General features: G+C 66.6%; 23 protein-coding genes. 13 read left to right on the top strand and 10 right to left on the bottom strand.

Annotated elements, in window-relative coordinates:
- Window positions 1–89 precede the first annotated feature (89 nt).
- The 3 genes from sucD to U1H99_RS00990 all read right to left on the bottom strand — a co-directional run bounded on the left by sucD (window position 90) and on the right by U1H99_RS00990 (window position 2,786).
- Window positions 90–971, bottom strand: a complete 882-nt coding sequence (gene sucD, locus U1H99_RS01000) for a succinate--CoA ligase subunit alpha (RefSeq protein ID WP_141831448.1) — start codon at window positions 969–971, stop codon at window positions 90–92.
- Between the two features lie 17 nt (window positions 972–988).
- Window positions 989–2,158 carry an ADP-forming succinate--CoA ligase subunit beta gene (gene sucC / locus U1H99_RS00995; RefSeq protein ID WP_323139921.1) on the bottom strand — a complete coding sequence of 390 codons (1,170 nt, stop codon included), beginning with the start codon at window positions 2,156–2,158 and terminating at the stop codon, window positions 989–991.
- A 70-nt stretch (window positions 2,159–2,228) separates the two neighbouring features.
- Window positions 2,229–2,786 carry a DUF2889 domain-containing protein gene (locus tag U1H99_RS00990; protein WP_323139920.1) on the bottom strand — a complete coding sequence of 186 codons (558 nt, stop codon included), beginning with the start codon at window positions 2,784–2,786 and terminating at the stop codon, window positions 2,229–2,231.
- Between the two features lie 188 nt (window positions 2,787–2,974).
- Here U1H99_RS00990 and U1H99_RS00985 point away from each other — a divergent pair, with 188 nt between their 5' ends.
- Entirely contained in the window at window positions 2,975–3,121 is a 147-nt protein-coding gene (locus U1H99_RS00985; RefSeq protein ID WP_323139919.1) for a hypothetical protein, read from the top strand.
- 46 nt (window positions 3,122–3,167) lie between these two features.
- On the opposite strand, the gene recX is transcribed toward U1H99_RS00985, so the two are convergent.
- Complete coding sequence (gene recX, locus U1H99_RS00980) at window positions 3,168–3,629, bottom strand: recombination regulator RecX (protein ID WP_323139918.1); 462 nt, start codon at window positions 3,627–3,629, stop codon at window positions 3,168–3,170.
- Window positions 3,630–3,735: 106 nt separating this feature from the next.
- Complete coding sequence (gene recA, locus U1H99_RS00975) at window positions 3,736–4,815, bottom strand: recombinase RecA (protein ID WP_323139917.1); 1,080 nt, start codon at window positions 4,813–4,815, stop codon at window positions 3,736–3,738.
- Between the two features lie 190 nt (window positions 4,816–5,005).
- On the opposite strand from recA, the gene U1H99_RS00970 reads away from it, so the two are divergent.
- The 6 genes from U1H99_RS00970 (at window position 5,006) to U1H99_RS00945 (ending at window position 11,724) form a co-directional block, all read left to right on the top strand.
- On the top strand, window positions 5,006–5,725 hold the full coding sequence (locus tag U1H99_RS00970) for a response regulator (RefSeq protein ID WP_323139916.1): 720 nt from the start codon (window positions 5,006–5,008) through the stop codon (window positions 5,723–5,725).
- A gap of 77 nt (window positions 5,726–5,802) precedes the next feature.
- Window positions 5,803–7,284, top strand: a complete 1,482-nt coding sequence (locus tag U1H99_RS00965) for a sensor histidine kinase (RefSeq protein WP_323141189.1) — start codon at window positions 5,803–5,805, stop codon at window positions 7,282–7,284.
- Window positions 7,274–7,606, top strand: coding sequence for a DUF4212 domain-containing protein (locus U1H99_RS00960; protein WP_323139915.1), 333 nt, complete (start codon window positions 7,274–7,276; stop codon window positions 7,604–7,606). Before U1H99_RS00965 ends, U1H99_RS00960 begins: the two co-directional genes overlap by 11 nt.
- Entirely contained in the window at window positions 7,603–9,663 is a 2,061-nt protein-coding gene (locus U1H99_RS00955; RefSeq protein ID WP_323139914.1) for a sodium:solute symporter family protein, read from the top strand. Before U1H99_RS00960 ends, U1H99_RS00955 begins: the two co-directional genes overlap by 4 nt.
- A 23-nt stretch (window positions 9,664–9,686) precedes the next feature.
- The gene (locus tag U1H99_RS00950; protein ID WP_323139913.1) at window positions 9,687–11,417 is read left to right on the top strand and encodes a S9 family peptidase; all 1,731 of its coding nucleotides are present in this window, start codon (window positions 9,687–9,689) and stop codon (window positions 11,415–11,417) included.
- A gap of 1 nt (window position 11,418) precedes the next feature.
- Window positions 11,419–11,724 carry an alpha/beta hydrolase family protein gene (locus U1H99_RS00945; protein ID WP_323139912.1) on the top strand — a complete coding sequence of 102 codons (306 nt, stop codon included), beginning with the start codon at window positions 11,419–11,421 and terminating at the stop codon, window positions 11,722–11,724.
- 59 nt (window positions 11,725–11,783) lie between these two features.
- On the opposite strand, the gene purM is transcribed toward U1H99_RS00945, so the two are convergent.
- Window positions 11,784–12,827 (bottom strand): phosphoribosylformylglycinamidine cyclo-ligase, encoded by a 1,044-nt coding sequence (gene purM, locus U1H99_RS00940; protein ID WP_323139911.1) that lies wholly within the window; start codon window positions 12,825–12,827, stop codon window positions 11,784–11,786.
- A gap of 184 nt (window positions 12,828–13,011) precedes the next feature.
- Here purM and hda point away from each other — a divergent pair, with 184 nt between their 5' ends.
- From hda to folK, 4 genes are read left to right on the top strand one after another with little or no spacing between them, the layout of a single operon-like run.
- A complete protein-coding gene (hda, locus tag U1H99_RS00935; protein ID WP_323141188.1) occupies window positions 13,012–13,698 on the top strand; it encodes a DnaA regulatory inactivator Hda in 687 nt (228 codons plus the stop codon).
- A complete protein-coding gene (locus U1H99_RS00930; RefSeq protein WP_323139910.1) occupies window positions 13,695–14,369 on the top strand; it encodes an HAD family hydrolase in 675 nt (224 codons plus the stop codon). Before hda ends, U1H99_RS00930 begins: the two co-directional genes overlap by 4 nt.
- Complete coding sequence (pcnB, locus tag U1H99_RS00925; RefSeq protein WP_323139909.1) at window positions 14,362–15,759, top strand: polynucleotide adenylyltransferase PcnB; 1,398 nt, start codon at window positions 14,362–14,364, stop codon at window positions 15,757–15,759. Before U1H99_RS00930 ends, pcnB begins: the two co-directional genes overlap by 8 nt.
- Window positions 15,759–16,271, top strand: coding sequence for a 2-amino-4-hydroxy-6-hydroxymethyldihydropteridine diphosphokinase (gene folK, locus U1H99_RS00920; RefSeq protein WP_323139908.1), 513 nt, complete (start codon window positions 15,759–15,761; stop codon window positions 16,269–16,271). The genes pcnB and folK overlap by 1 nt, the downstream gene beginning before the upstream one ends.
- Here folK and U1H99_RS00915 read toward each other — a convergent pair.
- Window positions 16,250–17,512, bottom strand: a complete 1,263-nt coding sequence (locus U1H99_RS00915; protein ID WP_323139907.1) for an arsenic transporter — start codon at window positions 17,510–17,512, stop codon at window positions 16,250–16,252. The genes folK and U1H99_RS00915 overlap by 22 nt on opposite strands.
- Window positions 17,513–17,604: 92 nt before the next feature.
- Here U1H99_RS00915 and panB point away from each other — a divergent pair, with 92 nt between their 5' ends.
- Window positions 17,605–18,486: a 3-methyl-2-oxobutanoate hydroxymethyltransferase gene (gene panB / locus U1H99_RS00910; RefSeq protein WP_323139906.1), complete on the top strand. Its 882-nt coding sequence runs from the start codon at window positions 17,605–17,607 to the stop codon at window positions 18,484–18,486.
- An 18-nt stretch (window positions 18,487–18,504) separates the two neighbouring features.
- On the top strand, window positions 18,505–19,014 hold the full coding sequence (thpR, locus tag U1H99_RS00905; RefSeq protein WP_323139905.1) for an RNA 2',3'-cyclic phosphodiesterase: 510 nt from the start codon (window positions 18,505–18,507) through the stop codon (window positions 19,012–19,014).
- A gap of 78 nt (window positions 19,015–19,092) precedes the next feature.
- On the opposite strand, the gene U1H99_RS00900 is transcribed toward thpR, so the two are convergent.
- From U1H99_RS00900 to U1H99_RS00890, 3 genes are all read right to left on the bottom strand, one after another.
- The gene (locus U1H99_RS00900; protein WP_323139904.1) at window positions 19,093–20,256 is read right to left on the bottom strand and encodes an MFS transporter; all 1,164 of its coding nucleotides are present in this window, start codon (window positions 20,254–20,256) and stop codon (window positions 19,093–19,095) included.
- The gene (locus U1H99_RS00895; RefSeq protein WP_323139903.1) at window positions 20,253–21,032 is read right to left on the bottom strand and encodes a DeoR/GlpR family DNA-binding transcription regulator; all 780 of its coding nucleotides are present in this window, start codon (window positions 21,030–21,032) and stop codon (window positions 20,253–20,255) included. The genes U1H99_RS00900 and U1H99_RS00895 overlap by 4 nt, the downstream gene beginning before the upstream one ends.
- Before the next feature lie 81 nt (window positions 21,033–21,113).
- Window positions 21,114–22,463 (bottom strand): glutamine synthetase family protein, encoded by a 1,350-nt coding sequence (locus tag U1H99_RS00890; protein WP_323139902.1) that lies wholly within the window; start codon window positions 22,461–22,463, stop codon window positions 21,114–21,116.
- Window positions 22,464–22,530: the final 67 nt, after the last annotated feature.

Raw genomic sequence — 22,530 nt, 5'->3', positions numbered from 1 at the left:
ACATGCCAGGCATGACAAATAAAAAGGGGAGCCGCAGCTCCCCTTCTATATATGAGCCCGGTTACCCGGGCCCGACCATGAACGGTCGATTACAGCATCGCTTTCAGCAGGCGAGCCATTTCCGACGGGTTCTTGGTGACCTTGATACCGCAGGCTTCCATGATTTCCAGCTTGGCTTGCGCGGTGTCGGCACCGCCCGAGATCAGCGCGCCAGCGTGGCCCATGCGCTTGCCCGGCGGCGCGGTGACGCCGGCGATGAAGCCGACGACCGGCTTCTTCATGTTGTCCTTGATCCATTCAGCAGCGTTCGCCTCGTCCGGACCGCCGATCTCGCCGATCATGATGACGGCATCGGTATCCGGATCGTCGTTGAACATCTTCATGATGTCGATGTGCTTCAGACCGTTGATCGGGTCGCCGCCGATGCCGACTGCCGACGATTGGCCCAGGCCCAGGGCGGTCAGCTGACCGACTGCTTCATAGGTCAGGGTGCCCGAACGCGAGACGACGCCGATGCGGCCCTTCTTGTGGATGTGACCCGGCATGATGCCGATCTTGATTTCGTCCGGGGTAATCAGACCCGGGCAGTTCGGGCCCAGCAGCAGGGTCTTCGAACCGGCCTTGGCCATGCGATCCTTGACTTCCATCATGTCACGGACCGGGATGCCTTCGGTGATGCAGATTGCCAGGTCCAGCTCGGCTTCGACAGCTTCCCAGATCGCGGCGGCAGCACCTGCCGGCGGCACGTAGATCACCGACACGTTGGCGCCAGTTTCTTTCTTGGCTTCAGAGACGTTGGCGAAAATCGGGATGCCTTCGAAGTCTTCGCCGGCTTTCTTCGGGTTCACGCCGGCGACGAAGGCTTCGCGGCCGTTCGCGTAATCGCGGCACATACGGGTGTGGAACTGGCCCGTCTTGCCGGTAATGCCCTGGGTGACTACTTTGGTGTCTTTGTTGATCAGAATCGACATTTTGTTTCCTTCGCGAATTAAGCTTGGCCAGCGGCAGCGGCGACGACTTGCTTCGCTGCGTCTTCCATGGTGTCGGCCGAGATGATCGGCAGGCCGGAGTCGGCCAGCATCTTCTTGCCCAGGTCTTCGTTGGTGCCCTTCATGCGGACGACCAGCGGCACTTGCAGCGACACGGCCTTCGATGCGGTGATCACGCCTTCGGCGATCACGTCGCAGCGCATGATGCCGCCGAAGATGTTGACCAGGATTGCCTTCAGGCCCGGGTTCTTCAGCATGATCTTGAATGCTTCGGTAACTTTCTCAGCCGTCGCACCGCCGCCCACGTCCAGGAAGTTGGCCGGCTCGCCGCCGAACAGCTTGATGGTGTCCATGGTGGCCATGGCCAGGCCGGCACCGTTCACCAGGCAGCCGATGTTGCCGTCCAGCGAGATGTAAGCCAGGTCGAATTTCGATGCTTCGACTTCGGCCGGATCTTCTTCGTCGATGTCGCGGTAGGCGACGATTTCCGGGTGGCGGAACAGGGCGTTCGAGTCGAAGTTGAACTTGGCGTCCAGGGCGATGACCTTGCCGTCGCCGGTCAGGATCAGCGGGTTGATTTCGGCCAGCGAAGCGTCGGTGTCCCAGTAAGCCTGGTACAGGCCTTTCAGGTTGGCGCGGGCGGCTTCGATCGAGCCTTCCGGCACGCCGATCTTGCGTGCGATGTCGTCAGCGTCTGCGTCTTGCAGGCCGGCTTTCGGATCGATCGCGATGCTGTGGATTTTTTCCGGATTGCTGTGGGCGACTTCTTCGATGTCCATGCCGCCTTCCGACGAGGCCATCAGCACGACTTTCTGGGTGACGCGGTCGGTGACCAGCGACACGTACAGTTCTTTCTTGATGTCGGCGCCTTCTTCGATCAGCAGGCGACGCACTTTCTGGCCTTCCGCACCGGTCTGGTGGGTGATCAGCTGCATGCCCAGGATCTGGTTCGCGTATTCGCGCACCTGGTCCAGCGACTTGGCAACTTTCACGCCGCCGCCCTTGCCGCGACCGCCAGCATGGATCTGGGCCTTGACCACCCAAACCGGACCGCCCAGCTCTTCAGCTGCCTTGACAGCGCCGTCGACCGAGTCGCACGGAATGCCGCGCGGAACGGTCACTCCGAACTTTCGGAGGATCTCTTTGCCCTGATACTCATGGATTTTCATGCTGGCTTCCCTTCTTCTGTTACTGATTTAGATGCGGTTGAACAAATAAAAACGGCAAACACCTTGAATACTAACCCGGCACCGCCTTCAGGACCCAGCGCGGATAATACTGTTCGACGGCAGGGCCGTCGAGGCGCAGGGCATGGCAGCGGTCCAGTTCATACGGCCGTTCGGAGGCATCGCCTTCCGTGCGGCTTGCCATCGCGTCGTCAGCGAAGGCCTGGATTGCCGCGGTGGGCAGGACTTGCGCGAGTTCGGTCAGGTGGGTACAGCCGAGAACCCCGGACAGGCGATCCTTCAGATGCAAACGAAAATGTTTCAGCAGCGATAAGCCGATCAGCTTCTTGTAGGCGGGAGCGATGGTGTCGCAAAAACCGGGGTAGGGAACGGCGTCGGACGCGGCTTCGGCGTCGATCACATTCATGTCGCGGTCGATGGTCACGCGCAATTTGAGGTCATGCACAGGCAGGCCACCCGGACGGACGCCGGACGGCAAGACGATGTCGTGCGCCTTGATGTCGCGGATGCAGGCGTCGAGGTCCCACAAGCCATCGTCGCGCGCAAACGCTTCGACAGTGATGGCGCGCGTGTGCCGGAGCTTACGCGGAGCGGGTGAAGACAGGGGCATAAAACCAATGCCGGAATGCGGCGATAAAAAGTATGCAGCCGGTGTGCCTGATGCACGTTGCCGCAGCTTCTACGGCAACAACCGCTCTTGCGGCGCTGCTTAAACCATGAAAGTTTAGCACAGCGCGCCAGCATGTGCACTGGATTGACAGGCGGGCAAGGAATTTAGTGGAGATAAGAGAGGAAGGCATGCAGATGCACGGAAGCGCCAGCGTGCAGCGTCATTCCGCCGTTGAGGAGGCGTTCCCCCTGCTGGCGGGACGCCGACGGATGGCGCTGTACGCTGGCGCCTCGGTCATGCATGAAGGATATGATCGTAATATGCTGGAAGAATAACAGCACAACCGAGCATGGGATGGCCGATACCGGCTGCGAACTGTAGTTACTCGTCCTCGTCCGCCCCACCCTGCATGGCGGCGCGCACGGCATTCTGGGAAAAACCGCGCTGCAGCAGAAAACGCATCTGCTTGCTGCGCGCGGCCGCATCTTCGGCGACGGTGCCGAATTTGCGGCGCCACACTTCTCTGGCGCGCGCCAGTTCGGTCGACGCCAGTTCGGATTTCAGTTCAGCCAAGTCGTCTCCTTTGACACCATGTTGCTGCAGTTCGGAGATCACCCGGCTGTTGCCGTAGCGGCCGGCACGCCGGTTCACCAGCGATTCGGCAAAGCGTTCCTGCGACAGCCAATTGTTCTTTTCGAGGAAGTCGAGCAACGCCTCGACGTCGTCGCCTTCCTCGGCATAGCGGGCCAGCTTGCGTCCCAGCTCGAGCCGGCTATGCTCGCGCATCGAAAGATACTTCAATGCGCGGCCCTTCAGGCTTAAAGATTGTTTCAAACCGGCCATGGCGTTGTTGCAGCTCCTCGTCGTGCATATGCACTGCCTTCGTCGCCGCGCCTAGCCACGTCCGGTTTGAACCAATCTTCAGGCTGTTGACGCACCATCTAGACGATTACTCGTCGCCGCCGACGGCAGCCACCGCCGGGGCGGCATCGCCCGGGGCAGCAGGCGGCAGTTCACGCACGCCCAGCGCAGCGCGGACCTTGTTTTCGATCTCGCGTGCCAGTTGCGGACGATCCTTCAGGAACTGACGAGCATTGTCCTTGCCCTGGCCGATACGTTCGCCGCCGTAGCTGTACCACGAACCCGACTTCTCGACGATCTTGTTGTCCACGCCCAGGTCGATGATCTCGCCTTCGCGCGACGTGCCTTCGCCATACAGGATGTCGAAGTGGGCTTCCTTGAACGGCGGCGCGATCTTGTTCTTGACGACCTTGACCTTGGTTTCGTTACCGATCACCTCGTCGCCCGACTTGATCGAACCGGTACGGCGGATGTCCATGCGCACCGAGGCGTAGAACTTCAGCGCGTTACCGCCGGTCGTGGTTTCCGGGCTGCCGAACATGACGCCGATCTTCATACGGATCTGGTTAATGAAGATCACCAGGGTATTGGTACGGTTGATCGAGCCGGTCAGCTTGCGCAGTGCCTGCGACATCAGACGGGCTTGCAGGCCCGGCAGCGAGTCGCCCATGTCGCCTTCGATCTCGGCGCGCGGGGTCAGTGCCGCCACCGAGTCGATGACCACCAGGTCGACGCTGCCCGAACGCACCAGCGCATCGGTGATTTCCAGGGCTTGCTCGCCGGTATCCGGCTGCGAGATCAGCAGTTCGTCCAGCTTGATGCCCAGCTTTTGCGCATACCCGACGTCAAGCGCGTGCTCGGCGTCGATGAAGGCGCAGGTACCACCCAGTTTTTGCATCTGGGCGATGGTTTGCAGGGTCAGCGTGGTCTTACCCGACGATTCCGGACCATAGATTTCGACGATACGGCCGCGTGGCAGTCCGCCGACGCCGAGCGCGATGTCCAGGCCCAGCGAGCCGGTGGACACGGTTTGCACTTCCTCGACCGGCGCATTGGCATCCATGCGCATGACCGAGCCTTTGCCGAATTGCTTTTCAATCTGCGCGAGGGCAGCAGCCAGTGCTTTGCCCTTCTCGGCTGCGTTTACTGCGGATTTTTTGTCGTCCATAACTTTCTTTCTGTCCTTGAGTGAACCAAGATAGGGGCCGCTCGCGCGTTTTCAATAGCGAGTACTGTATAAAATCCCAGTGGTTTTGGCAAGCGATATTTACCTCGCCTTGACCGATTCGACATGTTGCGAAACTTCACACACAATATGTGCGTGAGATGGGTCTAACGATGAAATCAGGGGGTGTGACATGCGTATTCTACTAGCGGAAGATGACAGCGTGCTCGCGGACGGGCTGACGCGTTCGCTGCGCCAGTCCGGCTACGCGATCGACTGCGTCAAGAACGGCCAGGACGCCGATACCGCGCTGTCGACGCAGGAATTCGACCTCCTGATCCTCGACCTGGGCCTGCCGCGCCTGTCCGGCATGGACGTGCTGCGGCGCCTGCGCGCGCGTGGCTCGCTGCTGCCCGTGCTGATCCTCACCGCGGCCGATTCGATCGAGCAGCGCGTGGGCGGGCTCGACGCCGGCGCCGACGACTACATGCCCAAGCCGTTCGCCCTGTCGGAACTCGAGGCGCGGGTACGCGCCCTCACCCGGCGCGGCCAGGGCGGCGGCTCCACCGTCATCCGCCACGGCCCGCTGGTGTACGACCAGGTCGGGCGCAGCGCCTACATCAACGACCAGATGCTCGACCTGTCGGCGCGCGAACTCGGCCTGCTCGAGATCCTGCTGTCGCGCACCGGGCGCCTGGTGTCCAAGGAACAGCTGGTCGACCACCTGTGCGAATGGGGCGAGGAAGTCTCCAACAACGCGATCGAGGTCTACGTGCACCGCCTGCGCAAGAAGATCGAGACCGGCGGCGTGCGCATCGCCACCGTGCGCGGCCTCGGCTACTGCCTCGAGCGCCATGCCGACAGCGCGCGCAAGGCGTCCGACGACGCCGCGGCCGCCCACGCCGGCAAGTGAAGCGGCCGCGGCTCCTGCGCGCCGGGGCGGCCGGCACGCTGCCCGAGAATCCGGCCCGGCATACGCTGCCCGGTGCGATGGCTGAGGCGCCCTACGTCCCGCCCCACCCCGAGCCCGAGGAAAGCATCCAGCATTCGCTGTTCGGCGAGATCCTCGACTGGATGCTGGCGCCGCTGCTGCTGCTGTGGCCGATGAGCATCGCCATTACCTACCTGGTGGCGAAGTCGATCGCCAACCAACCCTTCGACCATGCACTGGAAGACAGCGTCACGGTGCTGGCCCAGCAGGTCAAGGAAGTGGACGGCACCATCGTGGCGCGCCTGCCCGGCAGCGCGCGCGACATCCTGCGCGCCGACGACGTCGACAGCATCTATTTCCAGGTGACCGGCCCGCGCGGCGAGGTGGTCGACGGCGACCGCGATTTGCCGCTACCGCTGGGCGAGGAGCCCGAGCGCAGCGGCCGCGTCCACTTTCGCAACGAAAGCCTGCACGGCGCCCCGGTGCGCGTGGCCTATGCCTGGATCAACCTGCAGCCGCTGGCGCAACCAAGACCGAGCCTGGCGCTGGTGCAGGTCGCCGAAACCTTGGACAAGCGCGCCCAGCTCGCCAACGAGATCATCAAGGGCGTGATCCTGCCCCAGTTCATCATTTTGCCGGTGATCCTGGCCCTGGTCTGGTTCGCGTTGTCGCGCGGGCTGTCGCCGCTGGCCCAGCTGCAGGAACGCATCCGCGCGCGCCCGCCGGACGACCTGTCGCCGATCGATTCGCGCCAGGTACCCGAAGAGATCTCGCCGCTGGTCGGTTCGCTGAACGACATGCTGGCGCGCCTGGCCCACACGATCGACGCCCAGAAGCGTTTCATCGCCGACGCCGCGCACCAGATGAAGACGCCGCTGGCCGGCATGCGCATGCAGTCCGAGCTGGCGCTGCGCCAGGTCGATCCCGGCGAGATCCACCGCTCGCTCGAGCAGCTGGCCAAGAGTTCGGAATCGGCGACGCGCCTGGTGAACCAGCTGCTGGCGCTGGCGCGCGCCGAAAACCAGCCGCATGCCGGCGTCGGCTTGGCCCCGCTCGACCTCGGCGTGCTGGCGCGCGAGGTGGTGCTGGACTGGGTGCCGGCCTCGTTCGCGCAGGAGATCGACCTCGGCTACGAGGCGCCGGACGAGCCACTGGAAATCGCCGGCAACGCCCTGATGCTGCGCGAGCTGCTGTCGAACCTGATCGACAATGCGCTGCGCTACACGCCGTCCGCCAGCGGCGGCAGCGTCACCGTGCGCGTGCGCGCCAGCGCCGGCCAGGCGCTGCTGGAAGTCGAGGACACCGGCCCCGGCATTGCGCCAGGCGAGCGCCCGCGCGTGTTCGAGCGCTTCTACCGCATCCTCGGCTCCAGCGCGCCCGGCTCCGGCCTGGGCCTGGCCATCGTGCGCGAGATCGCCCAGCAGCACTGCGCCGACATCGAGATCTTCAACAACCCGCGCAGCACGCACAAGAAATTCCCGGGCAGCCTGTTCCGGCTGACCTTCCCGCCTCCCGAACTTCCCGCACCCGATGCCGATTGAATCCACCGCCATGCCCACGCCCTCGCCCTCCGATCCGGACCGGTCCGCCGCGCGCGCCCGGGTCGCCGCCGCACGGACGCAGCACTGGGCACGCACCCGGCGCCTGACCGCCATCCTGCTGGGCCTGTGGCTGGCGACCTGGTTCGGCACCGTGTTCTTCGCGCGCGACCTGGCGCACCTGTCGGTGTTCGGCTGGCCGCTCTCGTTCTACCTGGCGGCGCAGGGCAGCTCGCTGATCTACCTGGCGGTCATCGGCGCCTATGCATGGCGCATGCGCGTGCTCGACCGCCGCTTCGCGCGCCTGCTGGCGGAGGCCGCATGAGCGGCACCAACACCGACGGCAAACGCTATTTCCGCCGCCTGTCGCGCTACTACCTGTGGTTCACGGCCTGCCTGGCGCTGTTCCTGGTGGCGCTCGGCATCCTCGAGCGCGAAGGCATGCCGCGCCAGTGGATCGGCCACCTGTACATGTTCGGCACCATCGTGCTGTATGCCACCATCGGCGTGGTGGCGCGCACCTCCAACGTGTCCGAGTACTACGTGGCAGGGCGGCGGGTGCCGGCGCTGTTCAACGGCATGGCGACGGCGGCCGACTGGATCTCGGCGGCCAGCTTCATCAGCCTGGCCGGCACCCTGTACCTGCACGGCTTCGACGCCCTCGCCTACGTGATGGGCTGGACCGGCGGCTACTGCCTGGTGGCGCTCCTGATCGCGCCCTACCTGCGCAAGTTTGCCCAGTACACGATCCCGGACTTCCTGGCGGCGCGCTACGGCGGCAACGGCGACGGGCGCGGCACCACGGTGCGGGCGATGGCGGTCGGCGCCACCATCATCGTGTCGTTCACCTACGTGGTGGCGCAGATCTACGCGGTCGGGCTGATCGCCTCGCGCTTCACCGGCGTCGATTTCTCGGTCGGCATCTTCCTCGGCCTGGCCAGCATCCTGGTGTGCTCGTTCCTGGGCGGGATGCGCGCCATCACCTGGACCCAGGTGGCGCAGTACATCATCATCCTGGTCGCCTTTTTGATTCCGACCATGTGGCTGTCGGCCAAGTTCGCCGGCAACCCGGTGCCGCAGGTGGCCTACGGCTCGGTCCTGCCCAAGCTGGCCCAGCGCGAAGCCCAGCTGGCGCGCGATCCGCGCGAGCAGCAGGTGCGCACAGCCTTCCGCGCGCGCGCCGACGAGTACGCGGCGCGCATCAAGGGCTTGCCGCATTCGTGGGAAGCGGGCAAGGTCGAGGCCCAGCGCCGCCTGGACGTGGCGCGCAGCCGCAATGCGCCGCTGGGAGAAATCCGCACCGCCGAGCGCGAACTGCTGTCCTACCCGCGCACGGCGGACGAGGCGGCGCGCCTGTGGACCGAGGAACGCGCCGCCAACCTGGCGCGCGCCCAGCCGCCCGAGCCGCACGCCGATCCCTTTCCCGGCAAGACGCCGGAGGAATCGGACATCCGCCGCAACAACTTCCTGGCGCTGGTGTTCTGCCTGATGTTCGGCACCGCCGCCCTGCCCCACCTGCTGATGCGCGCCTACACCACGCCTTCGGTGAACGAGACCCGGGTGTCGGTGTTCTGGGCGCTGTTCTTCATCCTGCTGATCTACCTGACGATGCCGGCGCTGGCGGTGCTGGCCAAGTACGACATCTATACCTCGCTGGTCGGCACCGACTTTTCCAAGCTGCCGACCTGGGTCTCGTACTGGGCCAACGTGGACAAGGCCAACCCTTTGATCAGCATCGTCGACGTCAATGGCGACGGCATCGTGCAGCTGGCCGAGATCGCGATCGACGGCGACGTGCTGACACTGGCCACGCCGGAAATCGGCGGCCTGCCCTACGTGATTTCCGGGCTGGTGGCGGCCGGCGGGCTGGCGGCGGCGCTGTCCACCGCCGACGGCCTGCTGCTGGCGATCTCGAACGCGCTGTCGCACGACATCTATTTCAAGATCGTCGATCCGGGCGCCTCGACCCAGAAGCGGGTCACGATCTCGAAACTGCTGCTGCTGGCGGTCGCCTTCATTGCCGCCTACGTCGCTTCCCAGAAGCCGGCCGACATCCTGTCGCTGGTGGGCGCGGCCTTCTCGCTGGCCGGCTCGACGCTGTTCCCGGCGCTGGTGGCGGGCGTGTTCTGGAAACGCGCCACCCACCAGGGCGCGATCGCCGGCATGATCGGCGGTTTCCTGGTGTGCGTGTACTACATGCTGCACACTAACCCGATCCTGGGCGGCAGCGCCGACGCCGCCTGGTTCCATATCGCGCCGATTTCAGCCGGCGTGTTCGGGGTGCCGGCCGGGCTGGCGGTGCTGGTGATCGCCAGCCTCCTGAGCCGGCCGCCGTCGACTGCCAGCATGGGGCTGGTCGAGCATCTCCGCGCGCCCGAATGAAAATCATCTTGCCAAGGAAAGCCATGCCATTGTCGAATGCCGTCCTGCGCCGCAGCGCTGCGCTGGCGCTGTGCCTCGCCCTGCCGTTCTGCATCCCTGTCGAGGCCGCGCCGGATGGCACCGCCCTGCCCGCGCTGTCCAGCTTCTTCGAGAATGCCAGCTTTGGCGGCGCCATCCTGTCGCCCAGCGGCCGCTACCTGGCGGCGCGCACCGGCGGCGCCGGCCAGCGCCTGATGCTGGCGGTGATCGACCTGCAAGACAACAAGAGCAAGGTGGTTGCCGCCTACAGCGACGCCGACATCGGCCGCGTGGTCTGGGTCAACGACGAGCGCCTCGCCTTCGACGTGACCGACCGCGCCACCGCGCCGGGCGAGGAAAACCTGGGCGCCGGCCTGTACGCGGTCAACCGCGACGGCGCCGGCCTGCGCCAGCTGGCCACCCGCCGCGGCGAAGCCTTCGTGAGCGAGGGCATGAGCCGCGCCAAGCGCCCGCTGCTGCCCTGGCATACCTTCCTGATGCACGGCGCCGGTGCCCAGGATTCCGAATTCCTGTACGTGACCAGCCCGGTACTCGACACCCGCGGCGAAGTGCGCACCGTCGACCTGCTGCGCCTGGACACGCTGAGCGGCAGGACCACCACGGTGGCGGCGCCGGGGCCGGTGCGCAGCTGGATGCTCGACCACGAGGGCAAGCCGCGCCTGGCCGTCGGCCGGCACGACGGTGTTACCACCATCTACTACCTGGACCCGGCCGATGGCCGCTGGCGCACCCTGGCCAGCTACAACGCCTACACCGGCGGCCGCGGCGCCTTTTCCCCGCTCGGCTTCGGTCCGGACGGCACGCTGTACGTGACCGCGCGCGGCGGCAAGGACAAGCTGGCGCTGTACGCCTTCGATTACGCCACCGGCAAGATCAAGCCGGAAGCGCTGGTCGAAACCGCCGGCTACGACTTTGCCGGCCGCCTGCTCACCCGGCGCGGCAAGCTGCTGGGCGTGCGCTACGAAACCGATGCCGAGGGCACGGCCTGGTTCGATCCGGCGATGCAGGCGCTGCAGGACAAGATCGACAAGCTGCTGCCGTCGACCATCGACTCGGTGTCGTTGCCGGCCGCGCCCGATGCGCAGTGGGCGCTGGTGCGCGCCTATTCGGACGTCCAGCCTGCCACTTACCTGCTGTACAACCTGCAGACCGGAAAGCTGGACCGGCTCGGCACGGCCCACCCCGGGATCGACAGCCGCCGCATGGGCCGCCAGGAAGTGCTGCACTATAAGGCACGCGACGGCCTCGACGTCCCGGCCCTGCTGACCCGTCCGGCCGGCGCCGCCAAGGATGCCAAACTGCCGCTGGTGGTGCTGGTGCATGGCGGTCCGTACGTGCGCGGCAGCACCTGGGGCTGGGATCCGGAATCGCAGTTCCTGGCGTCGCGCGGCTATGCGGTGCTGGAGCCGTCGTTCCGCGGCACCACCGGCTTCGGCGTGAAGCACTTCATGGCCGGCTGGAAGCAATGGGGCCTGGCGATGCAGGACGACATCGCCGACGGCGCGCGCTGGGCGATCGCGCAAGGCATCGCCGACCCCAGGCGCATCTGCATCGCCGGCGCCAGCTACGGCGGCTACGCGACCCTGATGGGCCTGGCCCGCGATCCGGACCTGTACCGCTGCGGGGTGGACTGGGCCGGCGTGACCGACATCGGGCTGCTGTACAACGGCCACTGGGGCGTGCAGTCGAACGTGTCGGAAGAATGGCGGCAGTAGGATGCCGGAACTGATCGGCGACCCGGTCAAGGATGCCGCCCAATTTGCCGCCACCTCGCCGATCCGGCAGGCGGCGCGCATCCGCCAGCCGCTGCTGCTGGCCTACGGCGGCGCCGACCTGCGCGTGCCGCTGTACCACGGCCGCCAGTTCTACGACGCGGTCAAGCAGACCAACAAGCAGGTCGACTGGATCGAATACGCGGACGAAGGCCATGGCTGGAGCCTCTCGAAGGACCGTATCGACTTCTGGGGCCGGGTCGAAAAATTTCTCGACAAGAACATCGGCAAGGACGCGGCGATGCCGTGACCGCCCCATGAAAAACGGGCGCCGCGGCGCCCGTCTTCTTGTTTATTACCAGCGCGGCATCAAGCCACGATGGTCTGCGCTTCGCCGTCGGCGCGGGCGCGGATCTCGCCGATGCGGTAGACGGTCTCGCCGGCCGCCTGCAACTGCGCCATGGCGGCGTCGGCATTCTCTTTCGACACGATCACGGTCATGCCGATGCCGCAGTTAAACACACGGTGCATCTCGGCGTCGGCCACGCCGCCGTGCTGCTGCAGCCACTGGAACAGCGGCGGCATGGTCCACGATTTGGCGTCCAGCACGGCGGTCAGGCCATCCTGCAGCACGCGCGGGATGTTCTCGACCAGGCCGCCGCCGGTGATGTGCACCAGGCCCTTCACTTCCATCGTCTGCATCAGCGCCAGCAGCGGCTTGACGTAGAGGCGGGTCGGGGCCATCAGCACGTCGGCCAGCTTGCGGCCGTGGAAGTCGGCTTCCAGGTCGGGCTTGGCGACCTGGATGATCTTGCGCACCAGCGAGTAGCCGTTCGAGTGGATACCCGACGAGGCCAGGCCCAGCACCACGTCGCCGGGGACGATCTTGCTGCCGTCGATGATCTGCGACTTCTCGACCGCGCCGACGGCGAAGCCGGCCAGGTCGTATTCGCCGTCCGGGTACATGCCCGGCATCTCGGCGGTCTCGCCGCCCAGCAGCGCGCAGCCCGACTCTTCGCAGCCGCGGGCGATGCCCGATACCACGGCGGTGGCGGTGGCCACGTCCAGCTTGCCGCAGGCAAAGTAATCGAGGAAGAACAGCGGTTCGGCGCCCTGCACCAGGATGTCGTTGACGCTCATGGCGACCAGGTCGATGCCGACCGTGTCGTGGCGGTTCAGCTCGAAAGCCAGCTTCAGCTTGGTGCCGACGCCGTCGGTACCGGAGACCAGGACCGGCTCCTTGAACTTCTTGCTGATCTCGAACAGGCCGCCGAAACCGCCGATACCACCGAGCACGCCTTCGCGCATGGTGCGCTTGGCAAGGGGCTTGATCGCTTCGACCAGGGCGTCGCCGGCATCGATATCGACACCGGCATCGCGGTAGGAGAGAGAAACATTAGATGGTTGGCTCATGGTATTTGGCAGCGGAGGCGGTAAAATAGATAGCGGTAGATCAACTGAACAGAACTGAGCGCCCCGAGTCACTGCCGGGAACGGCCAACTGGTCAATCCGCTATTTTAGCAAACCGGCTTGGCCACGACGTCATTAACAAGAACAAAATGCCTTTTCCCCCTCAGCCCGGATGAAATGCAAGCCATGAAACAGCTGGTGCTCGATTTAGGCGCCGCCGAGCCGGCGCAGAGCCTCGACACCTTCCAGATAGGCGCAAATGCCGAAATGGCGCACTTGATGCACCAGTTCGCGCAACGCGCCTCGCGCGAGCATTTCTGCTACCTGTGGGGCGCAACCGGCGCCGGCAAGACCCATATCCTGCAGGGCCTGGCCGCCACCAGGGGATCGCGCTACATCCCCGCCGACGCCGAGCCGGACGCCTTCGTGCACGCGCCCGGCGTCACCCTGTACCTGGTGGACGATATCGACCAGCTCACGCCCGAACGCCAGATCGACGCCTTCGCCCTGTACAACCAGGTGCGCGAGCACGGCACCTACATGGTGTGCGCCGGGCCGCTGCCGCCGGCGGTGCTGCCGGTGCGCGAAGACCTGCGCACGCGCATGGGCTGGGGTTTGGTCTACCAGATCCACGACCTGTCCGACGACGAAAAGATCGCCGCCCTCACCCAGGCTGCCGAGGCGCGCGGTTTGACGCTGTCGGCCAGCGTGTTACCCTATTTGCTGTCGCATTTCAAGCGCGACATGCGTTCCCTGTCGACCATGCTGGACGCGCTCGACCACTATTCGCTCGAGACCCAGCGTCCGGTCACGCTGCCCCTGCTGCGTGACCTTTTGCACCAGGGAAACCAGCACACCGAACCCAAAGAATGAATACACTCGCGCTGTTTGACCTCGACCACACCCTGCTGCCGATCGATTCCGACTACGAATGGGGCCAGTTCCTGGTACGCCATGGCGTCGTCGACGCCGTCGACTACCAGCGCCGCAACGACGCCTTTTTTGCCCAGTACCAGGCCGGCACCCTGAACCCGGTGGAATACCTGGAGTTCGCCCTCGGTACCCTGGCCGGCTTCGCGCCGCCCACCCTGCAGCGCCTGCAGGCCGACTACATGGCGGAAGTGATCCGGCCGGCCATCAAGCCAGCCGCCATCAAGCTGCTCAAGGAGCACCTTGATGGCGGCCACCTGGTGGCGATCATCACCGCCACCAACGCCTTCGTCACGACGCCGATCGCCGCAGCGTTGGGCGTCGAGCACCTGATCGCCGCGCGCCCCGAACTCGACGCGCAAGGCCACCCGACCGGCCGCCTGGCGGGCACGCCGACCCAGGGCCAGGGCAAGGTGACCCACATGCACGCCTGGCTGGACGGCCTGGGCCGCCCGTTCGACGGCTTCGAGCGCAGCTATTTCTACAGCGATTCGCACAACGATATCCCGCTGCTGTCCGTCGTCTCGCATCCGGTGGCGACCAACCCGAGCGCCAAACTGGCCCAACACGCAACCGCCCTCGGCTGGCCTTTACTCCATTTGTTCAATGATTAAAAAATTCATCCGTAAGATCCTTGGTGTGAAAGACGAGCGCGACCCCACCCAGCCCGACATCCTCGGCCCGGACGACCACGGCATCGACATCAAGCTGCTGTCGCCGAACGCGATCCGCGTGACCCAGACGCTGCAGGAAGCCGGCTACAAGGCCTTCGTGGTCGGCGGCGCCGTGCGCGACCTGCTGCTCGGCGTGAAGCCGAAAGACTTCGACATCGCCACCGACGCCACCCCGGAAGAAGTGAAAAAGCTGTTCCGGCGCGCCTTCATCATCGGCCGCCGCTTCCAGATCGTGCACGTGATGTTCGGCCAGGAGCTGCTGGAAGTGACCACCTTCCGCGGCAACGGCAGCGCCAACGCGCCGAAGGACGAGCACGGCCGCGTCCTGCGCGACAACAACTTCGGTCCGCAACACGAGGATGCCGAGCGGCGCGACTTCACCATCAACGCCATGTACTACGACCCGGCCACGCAGTCGGTGCTGGACTACCACGGCGGCATCGCCGACATCCGCGACAAGGTCCTGCGCATCATCGGCCAGCCGGAAGCGCGCTACCGCGAAGACCCGGTGCGCATGCTGCGCGTGGTGCGCTTCGCCGCCAAGCTGCAGTTCACGATCGAGCCGGCCACGCGCGCGCCGATTCCGGTGATGGCGCCGCTGATCGACAACGTGCCGGCGGCGCGCGTGTTCGACGAAATGCTCAAGCTGCTGCTGTCCGGCCACGCGCTGGCCTGCCTGAAGGAGCTGCGCTCGTCGGGCCTGCACCATGGCTTGCTGCCGCTGCTGGACGTGGTGCTGGAACAGCCGATCGGCATGAAGTTCGTCACCCTCGCCCTGGAATCCACGGACGCGCGCGTAAAAGCCGGCAAGGGCGTGTCGCCGGGCTTCCTGTTCGCGTCGCTGCTGTGGCACCAGGTGCTGGAAAAGTGGAACGCCTACCGCACTGCTGGCGAGGCGCCGATCCCGGCCCTGCACCTGGCAGCCGACGACGTGCTCGACAACCAGACCGAGAACCTGGCCCTGCAGCGCCGCATCGCCACCGACATGCGCGACATCTGGGCCATGCAGCCGCGCTTCGAGCGCCGCAACGGCAAGAACCCGTACAAGCTGCTGGAGCACCCGCGCTTCCGCGCCGGCTTCGACTTCCTGCTGCTGCGCTGCGAATCGGGTGAACTCGACGCCGAACTGGGCAACTGGTGGGCGACCTTCTACGGCGGCGACGTCGCCGAGCGCGAACGCCTGGTGAATGCGGCGCGCGAACCGGCGGCCGGTGGCGCCGCCGCCAAGAAGCGTCCGCGCCGCCGCGCGCCGCGCAAGACCGGCGACGAAGCCGGCGGCGCCGACAGCGGCGCGCCTTCGGGTACGGCCGGCGCCGCGGGCGAGGACTGATGCTGGCCTGGATCGGCATCGGCGCCAACCTGGGTGACGCGCGCGCGAACGTGCTCGATGCGATCGAGCGCCTGGCGCTGGTGTGCGGCGTGCGCCTGGTGCGCGCCTCCTCGCTGTACCGCACCGCGCCGATCGATTCCTCGGGCGACGACTACGTCAACGCGGTCGCCGCCATCGAGACCGAACTCGCGCCGCACGCCCTGCTGGCGGCCCTGCACGGCATCGAGCAGGCGCACGGGCGCGAGCGGCCCTACCGCAATGCCCCGCGCACGCTCGACCTCGACCTCCTCATGTACGGCGACCTCGTCATCGGCGACGCGCCGGCGCTGGTGGTGCCGCATCCGCGCATGCACGAGCGCGCGTTCGTGCTGGTGCCGCTGGCCGAACTGGCGCGCGACCTCGCGCGCGAACTGCGCATTCCCGGCCGCGGCGCCCTGGCCACGCTGCTGCTCGGCGTGGCCGGCCAGGCCATCGAACGATTGCCGCCGGCTCAGCCGAGCGACACCGCGTAAAGGCAGGGCAGCAGCGCCAGCGGCATCACGATCGCGCCGACTTTCAGGAACTGCAGGAAGCCGACTTCGATCCCTTCGCGGCGCAGCACGGTGAGCCAGAGGACGGTCGCCAGCGAGCCGGTGACCGACAGGTTGGGGCCGAGATTGATGCCGATGAGCGTTGCGGCGGTGACGTTCGGCGCCGCATGGCTGGCCGCCATGGTGGCGCCGGCGATCAGCCCGGCCGGCAGGTTGTTGGCGATGTTCGATACCAGCGCGGTTGCGATCCCGGCCGCCCACGGGCTCCACTGGGGCGCGCTGGCGTGCAGCCGTTCCAGCATGTGCGCCAGGGCGTCGGCGACACCGATCTTGGACAGCGCCGCCACCAGCACGAACAAGCCCGCGACCAGCGGCAGCACCGACCACGACATCTCGTGCGCCGCGCGCAGCGCCGCCGGGCGCGCGCGCAGGAACACGACCACGAAGGTGGCCAGGCCCGCCGCAAAGCTGGGCCAGCCCAAATCGAGCCCGCGGCTCGAGGCCACCAGCAGCAGCACGGCCATCAGCGCGATCCCGCAGGCCACGATTTTCGCGTCCGCCGACAGCGCCGGCACCGCGGCGTCCTCGTTCAGGCGCTGGTTCAGGTCGGCGCGCTGGGTCCAGTACAAGGCGGCGAAGGTGACGCCGATGGCGATCGCGGACGGCAGCAGGAACAGCCTGAACCAGTCCAGCAGCGCCGGCATCCGGCTCGCATACACCACCAGGTTGGCGGGATTCGAGACCGGCAGGACGAAGCTCGCGGCATTCGCGATCAGGGCGCAGGCGAACAGGTGCGGCAGCGGACGTTCGAGCTTGGCCGCCCGTGCGGCCGCCAGCACGGCCGGCGTCAGCACGACCGCGGTGGCATCGTTGGACATGAAGGTGGTGACCACGATGCCGACCGCGTACACGATGCAGAACAGCCGGCTGGCCGATCCTCTGGCCCAGCCCACCGCGTGCGCCGCGATCCAGTCGAACAGGCCGGTGATGCGCGCCATCTCGGCAATCAGCATCATCCCGATCAGGAACAGGTAGACGTCCGTGCCCTGCCCGACCGCGTGCGCCAGCTCGCCCGGCGCCACCTGGCCCGTGAGCAGCAGCAGCACCGCGCCCAGCACGGCCCACCAGGCTTCGGCGACACGGAACGGCCGGACCAGCACGCCGGCAGTGGACAGCAAGGCGATCGGTAATACCACTGACGGCGAGAGCGGAAGCTGTAACATCGGGATGGCCTGAGTTGGGGTAAGGCATTGTACAGACCCCAGGCAGGAATCCCGTCTTGGCATTACACTACGCGATTTACGAAGGAAGAACGATGAGCGGATATTTGCAGGGCAAGGACATGGCAGCGCCGAGACAGGACCAGGGCGTTCCCGCCCCCGTGGCGGCCCCGGCGCAACCGGTGCAGAAGGCCGTGACGATTCCGTCGCTGCGGGCGATGCGCGCGGCCGGCCAGAAGATTGCCATGCTCACCTGCTACGACGCCAGCTTCGCTTCGCTGATGGACCGCTGCGGCGTCGAGATCCTCTTGATCGGCGACTCGCTCGGCATGGTCTGCGCCGGCTACGACTCGACCCTGCCGGTGACGGTGGCCGACGTCGCCTACCACACCGCGTCGGTGAAGCGCGGCACCAAGAACGCGCTGGTGCTGGCCGACCTCCCCTTCGGCAGCTACGGCACCAAGGAGCAGGCCTACGACAGCTGCGCAACTCTGATGCGCGCCGGCGCCCAGATGATCAAGATCGAAGGCGGCGCCTGGCTGGCCGAGACCGTGCGCTTCCTGGTCGAGCGCGGCATCCCGGTGTGCGCCCACATCGGCCTGACCCCGCAGTTCGTGCACCAGCTGGGCGGCTACAAGGTGCAAGGTAAAACCAGCGAAGGCGCCGACCAGCTCAAGCTCGACGCCAGGACGCTGCAGGACGCCGGCGCGGCCATCGTGCTGCTGGAAGCGGTACCGGCGGCGCTGGGCAAGGAAGTCACCGAGATGCTGCAGGTGCCGACCATCGGCATCGGCGCCGGTCCCGACTGCTCGGGCCAGGTGCTGGTGATGCACGACCTGCTCGGCGTTTTCCCCGGCCGCAAGGCGCGCTTCGTGAAGAACTTCATGGACGGCCAGACCAGCATCGACGCCGCGGTCACGGCGTATGTGACGGCGGTCAAGGACGGCAGCTTCCCGGCGCCGGAACACTGCTTCTGAGTCGATAAGGGTGATGTGATGGACGCCAGACCCGACACCGCCCGCCTGTTCCTGGCCCTGTGGCCGGATCCGGCCGTGCGCGAGGCCTTGCGTGCCTGGCGCGACGCCTGGACCTGGCCGCGCGGGGCGTCGCCGGTGCACACCGACAAGCTGCACGTGACGCTGCACTTCCTGGGCGACTTGCCGGCTGCACGCCTCCCGGAACTGGCGGACGGTTTCGCGGTGCCGTTTTCGCCGTTTGCGCTGCGCTTCGAACGCGGGGCATTGTGGCATAACGGGATTGCCGTGCTGGAGCCCTCGGAAGAGCCGCCTGGCTTGCTCGATCTGCACGCGCGGCTGTCGCAGGCCCTGGTCGGGCTGGGGCTGCAGCCGGAAGCGCGCACCTATCGCCCACACGTGACCATGGCCCGGCGCGCGAAAGGTGCCGATGTGCCGGCCGGCGGTCCGGCGGTCGACTGGCAGGTCGACCGTTACGTGCTAGTGGAATCGAAAGCCGGCAGTTATACCGTACTGCGCGAATATTTGTAGGGTGGACGGCTACGCCGTCCACGCGGTGATACGCGCCAGCCGCATGAACGCGTGGACGGGAGACCCGTCCACCCTACCTCATCCCATCCGTTTTACGATCCCCGCATTCGCGGCGATCACGAGTCCCGACAGCGACAACAGCCCCAGCGCTACCGCGATATTCGTGTGCGCCGCGATCGAGCCGAGCAGCGGGGGCGCCATCAGCAGGCCGGCATAACCGAGGGTCGCCACCGTCGCCAGGCCACCGCCGGCCGACATCCCGGGCATGCGCGCCGCCGCCGCGAAGATCAGGGGCACCACGTTGGCCGCGCTCACGCCGATCAGCGCGAAGCCCAGTGCCGACAGCGCAAAGTTGGTGCTCAGTACCGCCAGCAGCAGCCCGCCGAACATCCCCAGTCCCCCGAACACCATCAGGCGTGCAGCGCCGAAGCGCAGCACCAGGCGGTCGCCGGCGAAGCGGCAGGCCGCCATCGCCACCGAGAACGCGGAATAGCCCAGCGCCGCCGATGCCGGTTCGGCGCGGGTGCGCTCGGTCAGCAGCAAGGCGCTCCAGTCGACCAAGGCCCCTTCCACCGCGAAGCACAGCAAGCCGAGCAGGCCGAGGAACAAGGTCGGTCCACGCGGCAGCGCGAAGTGGCTATGGCCGGCGGCGCCCTGCGGCGGCACCCTGAACACGAAGCGGGCGGCCAGCGCCACCACCAGCGCGATGATCACGCCGGCCGCCAGCGCGCCGCGGCCGTCGCCCCAGCCGGCACCGATCACCAGGCCACCGAGCGCCGCCCCGAGCAGGCCACCCAGGCTGAAGAAGCCGTGGAACGACGACATCGTCGGCACTCCGCGCGCAGCTTCGACTTCGGCCGCATTCGCATTCATCGATACGTCCAGCACCCCGTTGCTGGCGCCGAACGCGAACGCCGCCAGGAACAGCGCGGTGACGCCGTCGACGTTCATCAGCAGTGCGCTGGTAAGTGCGAACAGCCAGGCGCTGCCCAACGCCACCGGGCGCGTGCCCCAGCGTCCGGACAGCCAGCCGGACAGCGGCATGGCGGCGATCGCGCCGCCGGCGATGGTCAGCAGCAGGAAACCGAGCGTGCCGGTATCGATGCCGGCGCTCGCCTGCACCACCGGCACGTGGGCCGCCCACAGGCCGATGCCGGCGCCGTTCAGCAGGAAGATGGCGGAGATGGCCCAGCGTGCGGCGTTCACGCCTTGCGCGGCCTGCATGTTGTCGACCGGCTTCATGGGCGGACCTTTCCAGCGAGTTTGATTTCGGGCGCACCTTCGGTGCCGCGCAGGCGTTCCAGCAGCGCGGGCGCGGCATCGGCTTCCAGCACCAGCTGGTCGACTTGCTGCAGCGGCGCGATCAGGAAAGGACCCGCCGCTTCCAGGCGCTCGTTGAGGACGGCGACCACGCGCCGGCTGCCGGCCGCCAGCATCGCCGCCTTCAGCGCGGCTTCCTCGGCATCGCTGGCACCGAGGCCACGTTCGGCCTCGAGGCTGCAGACGCCGACCACGGCCAGGTCCACGCGCAGGCGGCCGATCTCGGCCACCGTGTGGGCGCCCAGCACCGCACCGGCATAGGCCGAATACTGGCCGCCCAGCAGCATCACCCGGGTCTGGCGCAATTCGCCCAGCGCCAGCGCGATCTGCGGGCTGTTGGTCACGATGGCCGCGGCCAGCCCGTCCGGCAACGCGCGCGCAAAGGCCAGGTTGGTGGTGCCGGCGTCGACCAGCACGGTGTCGCCGGGGCGCACGCATGCCACCAGCGCCTGGGCCAGCAGCTGCTTGCGCGCAGCGTCGCTGTCCTGGCGCTGGCCGAAGCTCGGCTCGGCGCCGCCGCGCCGCATGGCGCCGCCATGGACCCGGCGCAGCAGGCCGGCCGCGTCGAGCTCGCGCAAGTCGCGCCGGATCGTGTCCTCGGATGTATTGAAACGCTGTGCCAGCTCGGCTGCCAATACCTTGCCCTGCTGCTGCACCGTGTCGATGATGTGTTGCCGCCGTTCTTCCGCTAGTTGCATGTGCTCGCCTCCTTTGCACATGACTATAGCGTTTTATTCACGAACATGCAAATACATGCACAAACATGCATTGAATGATATTCAAACCAGCAGCATCAGGTGTTCCCGCTCCCACGAACTGATCACCCGCGCAAAGGTCGCGAATTCCAGTTCCTTCACTTCGCAATAGGCTTCCACGAACAGTGGCCCCAGCATCTCGGCCAGCGCCGGACAGCCGCGCAGCTGGAAGATGGCGTCTTCCAGGTTGCGCGGCAGCTGGCCGTGCACGTGTTCGGCACTCTCCGACGTCGGCGCCGACGGCGACAAGCCTTCCACCATGCCGAGCCAGCCGCAGGCCAGGGTGGCCGCCATCGCCAGGTAGGGATTCACGTCGACGCCGGGCACGCGGTTTTCGACGCGGCGGTTGGCCGGATCGGAGTTCGGGATGCGGATGCCGCAGGTACGGTTGTCGTAGCCCCAGTGGACATTGGTCGGCGCCGACTCGAAGCGCGACAGGCGGCGGAACGAATTGACGTGGGGTGCGAACAGCAGGGTCGCGGGCGGCACGTATTTCTCGAGTCCGCCGATGAAATGGTGGAACAGCGCACTTTCGCTGCCGTCCGGGTTGGAAAAGATATTGGCCCCGGTAACGCGGTCGATGACGCTCTGGTGCACGTGCATCGCGCTGCCGGGCTCGGTTTCCATGGGCTTGGCCATGAAGGTGGCAAAGATGCCGTGGCGCAGCGCCGTCTCGCGCACGGCGCGCTTGAACAGGAACACGCGGTCGGCCAGTTCCAGCGCATTGCCATGCGCAAAATTGATTTCCATCTGGCCGGCGCCGGCTTCGTGGATCAGGGTCTCGACGCCCAGTTCGTGCTGCTTGCAGAAGGCGGTCAACTCGAGGAAGAACGGATCGAAATCGTTGACGGCGTCGATCGAGTAGGACTGGCGCCCCTGCTCCGTGAACCCGCTGCGCCCGGTCGGCGGACTCAGCGGTTCGTGCGGATTGGTATTGCGCGCGACCAAATAAAACTCCATCTCGGGCGCCACCACCGGCGTCCAGCCGCGCCCGCTGTAGCGCGCCAGCACGCGCCGCAGCACCGAGCGCGGCGCCAGCTCGACCAGGTGGCCGTCGAACTGGCGGCAATCGTGGATCACCAGCGCCACCCGCTCGGTGGCCCAGGGCACGACGCGCAGCGTGGCTTCGTCCGGCACGCAGACCATGTCGGGATCGGTGGCGCCGACGTAGGGCGTGTTGTTGGGCTGGTCGCCGTGGACCGTGTTCAACAGCACGCTCTTGGGCAGGCGCATGTGTTCGCCGGCCAAAAACAGGTCTTTCGGCAGGATCTTGCCGCGCGCGATGCCGGTCATGTCGGCAATCACGCACTCGACTTCGTGGATGTTATGTTCGCGCAAGAACTCGCGCATGGCGGGGCTGACCGTGGCGCTCATCGCTATCCTATGGGCCTGGCTTCGGTCCGGGTCACTATACACGCCTACGATGCCGCGCGTTTCCGCG

It is taken from the genome of Massilia phyllosphaerae, from assembly GCF_034659755.1.
GTDB classification, from domain to species: domain Bacteria; phylum Pseudomonadota; class Gammaproteobacteria; order Burkholderiales; family Burkholderiaceae_D; genus Telluria; species Telluria phyllosphaerae.
Note: the sequence above shows the minus strand (reverse complement) of the source record. Positions and strands in the feature narration are given on the sequence as shown.